Source organism: Aerococcus sp. 1KP-2016, from assembly GCF_002252085.1.
Taxonomy (GTDB): Bacteria; Bacillota; Bacilli; order Lactobacillales; family Aerococcaceae; genus Aerococcus.
Genome location: NZ_NEEY01000008.1, coordinates 47,898 through 59,157, shown reverse-complemented (window position 1 = coordinate 59,157; position 11,260 = coordinate 47,898). Strand labels below are relative to the sequence as shown.

Here is an 11,260-nt window from a genome sequence, read left to right as displayed (position 1 = left end):
TTACTCGGATATGTCCTCCTTGTTTTAGGTTTATTACCTTGTAACGCTTCTTCATACGCTGCTTTAACCGTACGATAGTCACATCCGTATTGTTCCGCTAACGCAGTATAATTGGCTTTATGCCATCAATCATATGTTTTTTCACTCCTTCTCTGATATCTCTTCTCATTCCTATTCCACTCCAATTCTATAGGGGATAAGAAGAGTATATAAAAAATGTAGGAAAACCAACAATTTTACATTGTCATTTTCCTACATTTTATAACTGTTCTTTACAATAATACGCCTCCTTGCGGTGCGCCTGTTTTACTTTCTACCAATTCGCCAGACAGGTCTATGACACCACTCATCAAGAACTTACGGATAATCTTAAGAATCGCCTTATCTTGAATAAACTGTTCAAGATGGTACATCAACTTACCATGATTAAGCGTATCGAAACATTGTTTTAAGTCACAATCCACCACCACTTTATAACCTTCTTCATAGTACGCTAGGCATTGTTTTAATGCTGTGTGTGTTCTTTTTCCTGGTCGGAACCCATGACTTTGAGGAAGAAATTGAGGGTCGATAATCGGTTCAATCACTTGTCTGATGGCTTGTTGTACCACTCGGTCACGTGCGCATGGTATTCCTAGTTTACGCTTCGTTCCGTCAGGCTTTGGAATTTCTACTCGTTTGACTGGCTTGGGTTTGTAAGTACCATCCAAAAGTTTCTGCCTTAATGGCAAATAAAACTCTTCAATATGTTCTTCTACTTCCCAAACCGTCATTCTATCTACTCCAGCTGCGCCTTTATTGCGTCTGACCGCTTTTCCAGCTGCGAGTAAATTGTCTTTACTTACAACGAGCGCCATCAACGATGGAGACTTACGATACATTTCCTTCATATTCCCTAGAGGCATACTCTACACATCTACATACTCTTTCGGTTCCACCTTGTCCCTCTGTAGAATGCCAACCGCTCGGTTATTTTCTGTAGTTAACGTATCCTCTAACCTCCAATCTATACTTTGTATGAATATTGTTCGGTCCTTCAGTACATTTTCCCTACTATGACCTCTGCTGACTTCTGTCTATTCGTTGTTACTACGATCGTTTTATCGCTAGACAGACCTCCCCAGGTAAGGTGCGATAACCTTCCACTCATGTCACTGCCTCATTTACTAAATGGGATTCGTGCAGTATTGGACTTTGCTTTGTGTTGCAAGCTCGTCCGTCCCAATCCAGCATCCATATGAGATTTCTGTTCGTCAGTGCGAGTATTTGCTTTCAGCTTCCTTCAGATTCCCCCTCACGGTGGACACCCTTGCCTTCAGCTAACAGTTCCTACTGCCAAGCCTGTAGTGGACTTTCACCACCAAGTTATCGCCCATGCTGGGCGCACAACAAAAACCAGTTAAGCACTCTGCTTAACTGGTTATGACTAAATTTTCAGTTGTATCTTTCTCTACCAACACTAAATGTCGAAGAGCCAAAAAAGGAGATCTATCAAGCAATCTCCTTCCTAATAAATCTCCTCTTACATAAAGTTATTTATGATCACTGATTTAAGCTAAGCTGCCGATATCACAATCTCATCATCCACTAAATCAGCCTTCAAGTTTTTGACATCTAAGTGGTCAAGGTAGAAATCCGTTACCTTATCACGAATTTGTTGTTCAATTACTCGCCGTAATGGCCGCGCACCCATTGCTTCATCATAGCCTTGTTCCATCAGCCAATCTTTGGCCGCTTTAGTCACCTCAAGTTTGATGGATTTTTTGGCTAAAGTTTTTTGTACATCCGCCAACATCAAATCGACAATTTGACTTAAGTCTTGCTTAGTCAGATGTGAAAATTCCACGATTCCATTAAAACGGTTCAGAAATTCTGGGCGGAAAAATGGTGCTAACTTATCCATTAATGACTGATCTCGTTGCTTGTCACCACTTAATGCTTCATTACCAAAGCCAGCATTAGAAGTAGCAATAATAATCGTATTTTTGAAATTAATGACATTGCCTTGTCCATCCGTTAAGCGCCCATCATCCATCACTTGTAACAGTAACGTTAATACTTGTGGATCAGCCTTTTCGATTTCATCTAATAATACAATGGAATATGGATTACGCCGAACCCGTTCAGTTAGAGTATTAGCATTATCTTCATAGCCTACGTATCCAGCCGAGGTACCAATTAATTTCGACACAGCTGTACGATCAGCATATTCACTCATATCTAGCCGAATAATCGCATTTTCATTTCCAAACATATCTAAGGCTAATTGCTTAGCTAATTCAGTCTTTCCTACGCCAGTTGGGCCCACAAACAGAAAACTTCCAATCGGCTGATCACCCTCTGAAAAGCCCGCACGGTTACGCCGAATTGCTTTTGCTACCATTTCAACCGCTTCATCTTGACCGATTACCTTACTTTTCAGACGCTTATCAAGATTTTTCAAGCGCTCAATATCATTAGCGCCCATATCAGAAACTGGTATACCAGTTAAACGTTCAACCGATTGTGCCACATCATCAATCGTGGCAGTGATTTTTTCTTTTTGATCCGTTTCTTTAATTTTTTGCTTGGTTTCCTCGATCGATTTCTTGATATCAGCGGCTTTTGTAAAGTCCTCCGATTTAATGGCGGCCTCCTTAGCTGCCTCTAATTTTTTAAGGCGTTGATCCAATGTCTCAACATCAGTTGGCGAATTTTTAGCCGCTAAATGAGCCGCAGTCATGTCGATCAAATCGATAGCTTTATCTGGCAAAGTGCGTTGTGGTATATATTGGATTGAATAATCCACAGCCGCCTTCAAAACATCATCTGGTAATACAACATGATGATGTTTTTCGTACAGCTCTTTAACACCTTGTAATATACGTAAAGTGTCAGCGGCCGTCGGTTCATTAATCACAACATCATTGAATCGCCGTGCCAAAGCCGCATTTTTCAAAATAGTATTGCGATATTCATCTTGAGTCGTAGCCCCGATTACACTCAGCTCGCCACGTGACAAAGCAGGTTTAATGATATCAGCCAATCCTTTGCCACCATCTTCACCACCAGTGGCACCCGTGCCGAGAATCTGATGAATTTCATCGAAGAATAGAATAATATTACCAGCTGCTTTAACTTCCTCTACCAGCTGTTTAATATTTTCTTCAAAAGAACCGCGATATTGAGTTCCCGCTTCCAAAGACGATAAATCAATCGAATAGATTTCTTTATCTTGAATCGTTTCTGGAACTTTACCAGCCACAATTGCTTGTGCCAGACCTTCGACGACTGCAGTTTTACCTACACCGGCATCACCAACTAAGATCGCATTATTTTTCGTTCTACGACTCAAAATTTCTGCAGTTTCTTGAATCTCATTCTCACGTCCAATCACTGGATCTAGTAAGCCATCACGAGCCTGTTCCGTCAAATTAGTCCCTAACTTTTCTAAAATCCCTCCTTTTTAACAGCCTGTTTACCATCTTTAGATACTTCTATTGTTTTATTATTTTGGGGTAGCTTACCAGTTGCTCGGTATTGAGTAAACTCATCCGGTGTCAACGATTGTCCATTAACTAAATACCGTGCACGCTCCGAATTTTGATTATCCATGCGCCGAAATAATTGATTGAAAACATCATCCATATCATTGTTGAAAAAAGGATCATTTCCATATAAATTTGCCATATTACAACACCTCCATAAAAATTTATACTATTTCTTTTAAGACATACCGGGTTTCAATACTACTTTAATATTATTATCTGCTTTTTGTCAAAAATATCGTATGCTTCAGCAGCACGTTCCAAAGGCATGGTATGTGTAATGATATCCGATGGGTCAAATTCCCCTTTTTCAATCATGTCATAGATTTTCGGCATCAAGTGGATAACCGGAGCTTGTCCCATTTTAATACTCACATTACGAGTGAAGAAATCTTGGAAAGGAAAATTCGTTGCTGGAGTCATATAAACCCCAGTTACCATCAACGTCCCAAATTTCTTCACAGCTTCACTTGCCGTTTGAATTGGTGAGTAAGAACCGCTTTGCGGGGTAAGAATTTCTTTGGTTTTTTCTTTGATTGGTGTTACACCATCCATTCCTACACAATCAATTACTACCTCAGCACCGCCCTTAGTCATTTCATATAATTCACTACCAACTTTAGAAACATCTGAAAAATTCACGGTCTCTACGTCGTTCATTTTTTTCGCATGCTGCAAACGATGATCGACGTTATCTACGGCAATTACACGTTTAGCACCTTTCATTTTGGCAAATTTTTGTACAAATAATCCGATAGGGCCAGAACCCAATACGATTACTGTATCTCCTGGTTTCATACCACTATGCTCTACACTCCAATATGCTGTTGGCAGTACATCTGATAGAAATAATACCTTTTCATCCGGAAGATTATTTTCTGGAACAACAAAAGAAGTAAAATCTGCAAATGGGACACGCAAGTATTCAGCTTGCCCTCCGGGGTGATTTCCGTTCATTTTACCAAAACCGAACAATCCGCCTTGATCAAACGCTGGATTAGGGTTTGAATTGTCACATTGACTTTCCATATGGTGAGCACAGAAATGACACTCTCCACAACCAATGTTGAAAGGGATAACAACTCGGTCGCCTTTTTTCACTTTGGTCACTGCAGAACCAACTTCTTCTACAATGCCCATAGGCTCATGCCCTACTACATAGTCTTCTTCCATGACCGGTTTCCCGTTATGGTATAAATGCAAATCAGAACCACAAATAGCTGTTGCTGTAATGCGAACGATTATATCGGTTGGTTCTTCAATCGTTGGATCCGGGACCGTTTTGACTTCCATTTTTTCGTTTCCTTGCCATGTTACTGCGCGCATAGAATCTCTCCTTCATATAAAAGTGATAATTTCATATTTTAAAGTAGTTTATCATCTTGTTTTATATAAGTCAAAAGTTATGTAATCGTTTAAGTTTTAACTTCTCTATTTTCGTACCACTATAGCTGTGCCATAGAACTTTTCTCATAAACGACAAGGGATTCTTGCTACTAAAGCCAGCATTGAAAGGTCGCTAACAGTGAATAATTATTCTATGACCGATACAGGAATATAGATTAGATAAATAAACACCATCAACCCTATGTAAATCTTATGCCATTTTCGCTCAATTTTTGTCATCAAAAAAACATTCTCTCAGTATCCTGAATTATTCATGGTTTTCCAAAAATGCTTCAAAAACCTTGTTATAATAGTCTATTTTGTTTCGTTCATTCGCACCCTTTGGGTGTACAAAAAGAACCCCAATCTGCTATGGTTAAAGCGACTAAACCAAAGAAAAGGGTTCTCTCAATGGCAACTTCACACAAAATCGTTTACTTTTCAATTCAAATATCTCGGTATCTCACTCTGATGGAAATTTATCCTCAGATTCCGGATTAATATTAGCAAAAGAACTCATGGATAAATTTAAGTTTAGCCGAATCCTACGTAAAAATATCCAGATGCAAGACGACCGACTGTATTATATTCATGAAAATGAATCCATTCTGGAACAAATCGTCTTACAGTTAATTGCAAGGTATGGAAGTGAAGAAAATTACCAGACAGTTGTGAATACGTTTGATAAAGTCCCTTTAATGCCCTACGGCATGTACCATAAAGAGAAAAGTAAAAAATATGCTTCTAATCCAAAACATCGTCATAACTGAGATTATCATGGGAGTGAAGATTACTATACTGACTTAGATGGTGTCCGCTTTAGCTTTTCACACTACAGCACTCGGAATGATAAAAATAGTTTGGAAAGACAATTTAAAGTTTACAAGGCTGTGTGGAGCAATAGAATGAAAAGCTCGATCGATTAGCCAAAACACCCAAAGGTGTCCAACACCAGACGTCGGTAAATTACAATTGGGAATATTTAAGCATCATGTAAAAGAAAACCTTGAAAGTGATCATGGAAAAGCCATCTACGCTCAACGCAAAATTGACGTAGAAACTATTTTTGGTCGATTGAAAGGTGTATTTGGTATGCGAAGAACCCACGTTAGAGGCAAGCAAGCTGTACATTCTGACACTGGAATGATGCTTATGAGCATGAACCTAACCAAATTAGCCCTTGAGGTTAGAAGAAAACCGGAAGCTTTTCAACACAAATCAGTCAAAAATAAAAACCGCGACGAAACAATCACATTTATGATTATTTCATCGCGGTTTTTATTTTTAGAGCTAGTTATTTCCCAGCACCTTTTTCATTTTCTAGGTACCTTTCCATTAGGCGCTTACTTTTAACAAAAGACTTATGGAACATTATAAAGTTCAACAATCAAACCACTTTAAATAGAGTGAGAATTTAAACTAAAGAATTATCTTAAGTACTCCATATGAAAAGCGAAATGATCTTCCAAGAAAGTAGCAATGAAGAAGTAGCTATGGTCGTAGCCTTCTTCCTTTTTGTAATCTACGGCTACATTATTTTCCTGAGCATTTTTCAAAAAATACGTTTCTGTTAATTGTTCTGGATAAAACCCATCCTCAGTTCCTTGCGAAATGAGAATAGGCGGCATCCCGGTTCCTTTAACCAGTTCGGAAGCATCCCACCCTTTCCAGGAAGTTTGATTCTCCCCTAAATAAGTGGTGAAGGCTTTGATCCCCCAAGGAACTTGACTAGGGCTCAAAATAGGAGATAAAGCCGAAATCGCTTTGAATCTCTCTGTATTTTTCATGCCCATTACCAAAGCGCCATGCCCTCCCATAGAATGCCCCATAATGCTCTCTTTCCCTGAGAAGTTGGGCACTAGAGAGGACGCAATCGCGGTTAACTCCTCTGTGATATAGGCATACATCTTATAATGCTTGGCCCATGGTTCTTGGGTCGCATCCAAATAAAATCCTGCACCTTGGCCAAGATCCCAAGACTCATCATCAGCAACATGTTCTCCGCGTGGTGACGTATCGGGAATCATGACAGCCACTTGATATTTTTCAGCCAATCTTTGGAAGCCACTTTTATGACTAAAATTATCATCGGTACACGTTAAACCCGATAGCCACCAAATAAGCGGGATTTTTTCCATTCCCTTATTGGACGGCAAGTAGAGACTAAAGGTCATGTCGCACTGTAACACTTCTGAATAATGGCTGTACTTACGCTGTTCTCCACCAAAAGAGCGGTGGTTTTCAATAAGCTTAAGATTCACTTCTTCACTCCTCATATGTTAAAATCGTTCGAATCGATTCGCCCCTATGAAGCAAATCAAATGCCTCATTAATGTCAGTAAAGTTTAAGTGATGGGTGATATAGGGGTCCAAGTCAATTATACCCTCCATAAAGTCCTCCACCATTCCTGGTAGTTCCGTTCTACCTTTGACTCCGCCAAAGGCTGATCCACGCCATACGCGTCCCGTTACTAATTGGAATGGGCGAGTATGAATCTCTTTCCCTGCGCCGGCTACACCGATAATAGTGCTTTCCCCCCAGCCTTTATGACAACATTCAAGAGCAGCCTTCATAACTTCCACATTTCCAATACACTCGAAGCTATAATCAACTCCCCCATCCGTCATTTCAACGATGACCTCTTGAATAGGACGATCAAATTTAGCTGGATTCACAAAATCGGTTGCGCCCATTTTTTTAGCTAATTCAAACTTATCTTCATCTAAGTCGACAGCAATAATTCGGCTGGCCTTTGCTTGGACCAATCCTTGTATAACAGCTAAACCGATAGCCCCAAGGCCAAATACGGCTGTTACTGCACCTTCTTCCACTTTTGCCGTTTTGTGTACAGCACCTATCCCTGTAGTTACACCGCACCCAAATAAAGCGACTTTATCAAGGGGTGCTTCTGGGTTAATTTTTGCTAAAGAAATCTCAGGTACAACTGTATATTCGCTAAAGGTACTGGTTCCCATATAATGATAAATCGGCTCTCCCTTATAAGAGAAACGTGTAGTTCCATCAGGCATTAAACCTTTGCCTTGCGTTTCTCGCACGGCACTACATAAGTTGGTTTTACCAGAAAGACAGAATTTACATTCCCCACATTCAGCCGTGTACAGTGGAATCACATGGTCTCCTGGTTTTACGGAAGTCACTTCATCCCCTACAGAAACGACAACACCAGCACCTTCATGACCTAGTACAGCCGGAAATACACCTTCTGGATCATCACCCGATAAAGTAAACGCATCCGTATGGCAAACTGAAGTATGCAAGATTTTTACTAAGACCTCTTTTGCCTTCGGTTCTTCTACATCGATTTCTACAATTTGAAGCGGTTCTCCTGGTTTAAATGCAACAGCAGCTTTACTTTTCAATTGAATACCTTCTTTCATTTGTTTGCTAATTTACTTTTCCATAATCTCATATTATAATTCATTAGACAATACTGACGCTTTTGTCACTAAAAACAAAATATCAATAGAAAGAGATGGTACTATATGACCATTCATTATAAAGAAAAAACTTTTTTCACTAGCAAGGATTTGGCTTTATCCGTTATAGGTGGACGTTGGAAAATAGCGATTATCTGGTGTTTGCTCCAACAGTCTCCATTAAGGTTAAGTGAAATACAAAGATACCTTCCCGATGTCAATCAACGTATGTTAATTAGACAATTAAGGGAATTAGAAGAAGATCAAATCATTACTAGGGTTGTATACCCGGTTGTTCCTCCTAAAGTAGAGTACCAACTAAGTGAAATTGGTTTACTCTTAGAACCCGTTGTAACTTCTATTTGTGATTGGGGAGATAGTTTTAGAGAATTTTTGAGAGAAAACGCTAGCAAAGATTCAGTTGAATAATAAACGGCACAAACATTTTTGAAAAAAAAAAAGTCCATAATCGCTTGCATGAAGGCGTTTCTCGACTTCTTGAATGATCAATTTGATAGAAGAATTTGAGAAAAAGAAGTCAGGCTGCAGGCTTATCTTCCTTTTTCATTTATCATCTAGAATTGAACGAGTAGACGATACACGTGCATAGCCTACTTTTATATTTTTCACTCCTTTTTATCAGCTTACTTAATCGACACTCATAATAAAAACTAAAAAAGGCGAAAAAACAAAACCTTATCGCTGTCTGTTTTAGGTACACCCTAAATAGACAAAAAACTCACATTTATATTAAATATGAGTTTAAAAAGCTTTATTATTTTGTTGAATACATTTTTCCTTGTACTCTATCTTTCTCTGTTAACATTCTTTGAATAGGTCACACTAAGTTGGACAATAATTATAAGGTCTTATACACTTAAGTTAAATCACAATGGAGGAAAAGCATTATGACTAAAAGAGAAAGAAGATCGTCCTCTAAGGACTTTAAAGAACAAGTTGTTCAACTGCATTTAGCTGGAAAGCCTCGGGCAGATATTGTTAGAGAATATGATCTGACGCCTTCGGCCTTGGATAGATGGGTCCGTCAACACCAATCAACTGGTTCATTTCAAGAAAAAGATAATCGTACACCTGAAGAAACAGAATTAATAAAGCTCCGTAAAGAAAATCAGCGTCTTATGATGGAGAACGATATTTTAAAACAAGCAGCGCTGATAATGGGACGAAAGTAGATGTGATTCGGAATAACCTTTACAAATACTCGGTATCAGCAATGTGCGAGGTCCTGCAAATCTCAAGAAGCACCTACTATTACGAAGCGAAACAACGTGATCATCAAGAAGAAGAGCTAACACAGTTGATTGTTCAGGTATTTAAAGCTAGTCATAACATTTATGGTCAGCGAAAAATATAAGTCGAACTCCAAAAGCTGGGCTGGCAAGTCTCACGTAGTAGAAGTAGTCGAATCATGAAAGAACAAGGTCTGCTCTCTAAATATACGATTGCTCAATTCAAACCAAGTAAATCGACCGTTAATGAGTCTGAAACAGTTAATGTACTGAATCGAAGATTCAATCAAGAGAAGGAATTGACTGTTATTGTCAGTGACTTAACTTATGTGCGCGTAAGGCAAAAATGGCACTACATTTGTGTTCTGGTAGACTTATATAATCGTGAGATTATTGGGTACAGCTCTGGTCCAAATAAGACCGCAGAGTTAGTTCAGCGCGCTTTTTCAACGGTTCCGTACAATTTAACTCGTCTTAAATTATTCCACACAGACCGGGGAAGTGAATTTAAAAATCATCTCATCGACAAAGCACTAGATACCTTTGGTATCAAACGCTCTTTAAGCAATAAAGGCACTCCATACGACAACGCTGTAGCAGAAGCTACCTTTAAAACGATTAAAACAGAATTGATTAATGGCCGTGTTTTTGAACATCAGAAAGAACTGGACCTTGAACTGTTTGATTACGTTAATTGGTACAATAAGATTCGTATTCACGGGTCGCTCGGTTACTTATCGCCACAAGAATACAAATTATCACACCTTTAAAAAGTTGTCTAATTAAGTGTTGACATACCACATCTGTTAAAGCCATATCAAAATCAAATTTAGTCATAATAAAAACCATTTCTTAATTCATCTCAACTCGAAGTCAAAAAATTGAGAAAGGACCTTTATAAAATTTCTTTTCTTTAAAAAATAGAAGTATTTGATTATACTTACTGTATAACTACAAAAAATATAGAATATATCTTTTGTAAAGAAAAATTAAAAACCCTTTCTCAACTTCAAGTTTTGGTCGACGGGAGTTAATATTTTTATTTTAGTGGTAGATTGATATTCAATTTGCCACTTTTTTCGTATATTTGTAGCTATTAAATGTATTTTAACATATTAAGTATTCATGCATGAATACTTTTTTAAATCAGCTATCTATGTATATATTTATCTTTATTTATGTATTATTTACTATATTTTCTGCAGCCTCTTTAAATTTTAACAATCTATGCTCCTCATTAAATAACGGTAGTCCCATAACATTATAATGATTATTAAAATAGGTAACTATTAATAGCAATAGCATTCTATTTGATATCTGCTAAAAATTATCTTTCCAGTTATCTTTTTCAAGTAAATGACTACCTTTAGGTTCTACATATAAGCAACTTGATACTCCGATTCTTTATCCTTTTTGATAAATAAAAGGAAATCAGGCTCAAAACGTTCACCATATTCAAAACTATAGATAGCTAAGTCAGCTATTCATCCATTACGGACAATATAATATTCATGATTTTTATCATCTAGTATAGGTGCTATATGAGTTTTGAAATAAACATGAAACTTTTTATCTTCATTAGCCCCAAAATTATCTTGATACGTCATACGTCGTTTTGTGTGTCTCGTAGATTGACGTCTATGGGGCTTTTTTTGTATT

At 38.1% G+C, this 11,260-nt stretch carries 5 protein-coding genes and 4 pseudogenes; 4 read left to right on the top strand and 5 right to left on the bottom strand.

What is annotated here, in order from left to right:
* Positions 1–272: 272 nt before the first annotated feature.
* From B9P78_RS03075 to B9P78_RS03065, 3 genes and pseudogenes are all read right to left on the bottom strand, one after another.
* Positions 273–890, bottom strand: coding sequence for a reverse transcriptase domain-containing protein (locus B9P78_RS03075; RefSeq protein ID WP_094518088.1), 618 nt, complete (start codon positions 888–890; stop codon positions 273–275).
* Between the two features lie 665 nt (positions 891–1,555).
* Positions 1,556–3,669 (bottom strand): annotated as a pseudogene (gene clpL, locus B9P78_RS03070) (ATP-dependent protease ClpL).
* A 36-nt stretch (positions 3,670–3,705) separates the two neighbouring features.
* Positions 3,706–4,853: pseudogene (locus B9P78_RS03065) on the bottom strand (zinc-dependent alcohol dehydrogenase).
* Positions 4,854–5,359: 506 nt separating this feature from the next.
* Here B9P78_RS03065 and B9P78_RS10030 point away from each other — a divergent pair.
* Positions 5,360–5,683, top strand: a pseudogene (locus B9P78_RS10030) (transposase); the annotation flags it as partial.
* Between the two features lie 202 nt (positions 5,684–5,885).
* Positions 5,886–6,266 (top strand): transposase, encoded by a 381-nt coding sequence (locus B9P78_RS03055; protein ID WP_233487676.1) that lies wholly within the window; start codon positions 5,886–5,888, stop codon positions 6,264–6,266.
* Between the two features lie 74 nt (positions 6,267–6,340).
* Here the strand turns inward: B9P78_RS03055 and fghA are convergent, their stop codons facing one another.
* On the bottom strand, positions 6,341–7,174 hold the full coding sequence (gene fghA, locus B9P78_RS03050; RefSeq protein ID WP_094518080.1) for an S-formylglutathione hydrolase: 834 nt from the start codon (positions 7,172–7,174) through the stop codon (positions 6,341–6,343).
* 4 nt (positions 7,175–7,178) lie between these two features.
* Positions 7,179–8,294 (bottom strand): S-(hydroxymethyl)glutathione dehydrogenase/class III alcohol dehydrogenase, encoded by a 1,116-nt coding sequence (locus B9P78_RS03045; protein ID WP_094518086.1) that lies wholly within the window; start codon positions 8,292–8,294, stop codon positions 7,179–7,181.
* A gap of 123 nt (positions 8,295–8,417) precedes the next feature.
* Here B9P78_RS03045 and B9P78_RS03040 point away from each other — a divergent pair, with 123 nt between their 5' ends.
* Together B9P78_RS03040 and B9P78_RS03035 are read left to right on the top strand one after the other, a co-directional pair.
* Positions 8,418–8,780: a helix-turn-helix domain-containing protein gene (locus tag B9P78_RS03040; protein ID WP_094518079.1), complete on the top strand. Its 363-nt coding sequence runs from the start codon at positions 8,418–8,420 to the stop codon at positions 8,778–8,780.
* 479 nt (positions 8,781–9,259) lie between these two features.
* Positions 9,260–10,371: pseudogene (locus tag B9P78_RS03035) on the top strand (IS3 family transposase).
* Positions 10,372–11,260 lie beyond the last annotated feature (889 nt).

What these genes read in the sequence shown, in the direction of transcription:
- B9P78_RS03075 (WP_094518088.1), bottom strand. Translation starts at nt 890, where the DNA reads ATGAAGGAAATGTATCGTAAGTCTCCATCGTTGATGGCGCTCGTTGTA.
- B9P78_RS03040 (WP_094518079.1), top strand. Translation starts at nt 8,418, where the DNA reads ATGACCATTCATTATAAAGAAAAAACTTTTTTCACTAGCAAGGATTTG.